At 74.8% G+C, this 718-nt stretch carries 2 protein-coding genes; both read right to left on the bottom strand.

The genetic code is table 11. From position 1 onward, the window contains the following. Positions 1–208, bottom strand: a 208-nt coding sequence (locus L2I40_RS24010; RefSeq protein WP_237217851.1) for a hypothetical protein, incomplete at its 3' end; no start/stop codon positions are given. Further along, positions 205–718 (bottom strand): cation diffusion facilitator family transporter (locus L2I40_RS24005; RefSeq protein WP_237217850.1); only part of this gene is annotated, 514 nt, incomplete at its 5' end. The genes L2I40_RS24005 and L2I40_RS24010, both read right to left, overlap by 4 nt.

Below are 718 nucleotides of genomic sequence, written 5' to 3'. Positions count from 1 at the left end.
CCACGGGCGCCTGGGCCGGCGGCGCCATCGCCGGTCCGTCGCTGTCCGACGCATCGGCCGCGCCGTCCACCGTTCCGTCCCACACCAGCGCGACCGGCTGCTCCGCGCCCGCCTGTGGCGCTTCTCGCCCGGCGCCGAGCAGCGCGCCGAGCGCCGCGGCATGCAGCAGGGCGGAGAGACCGATCGCCAGCGCGCCGCGCGGGATCACAGCACCAGGACACCCCGGTGCTTCGCCTTCCCTTCCGGCTCGACATGGATGGTGATCACCGCCGCGCCGAGCTCCGCCTTCAGCGCGGCCTCGATCCGGTCGCAGATCTCATGCGCGTCGGCGACCGTCATCTCGCCCGGGACGACGAGGTGGAACTCCACGAAGGTGTAGCGGCCGGAATGGCGCGTGCGCATGTCGTGCGCCTCGATCGCGCCATCGGCGCTCTCGGCGACCAGGGTCCGGATGCGCGCGAGGCGTTCCGGCGGCACCGCTTCGTCCATCAGCCCGCCGACGGATTCGCGCACCAGCCGGCCGCCGGAGATCAGGATGTTCCCCGCCGTCAGCGCCGCGAGCAGCGGGTCGAGCCAGAGGATGCCGGTGAGCGCCACCAGCGCCACGCCCACCAGCACGCCGGCCGAGGTGACGACATCGGCCAGCAGGTGCCGCGCATCGGCCAGCAGCGCAGGCGAGCGCGCGGCCCGCCCGCGGCGGAACAGCACCGCCGCCCAG

This window comes from Falsiroseomonas oryziterrae (assembly GCF_021864505.1).
GTDB lineage: Bacteria > Pseudomonadota > Alphaproteobacteria > Acetobacterales > Acetobacteraceae > Falsiroseomonas > Falsiroseomonas oryziterrae.
This window is presented reverse-complemented; position numbering and strand designations above follow the sequence as displayed.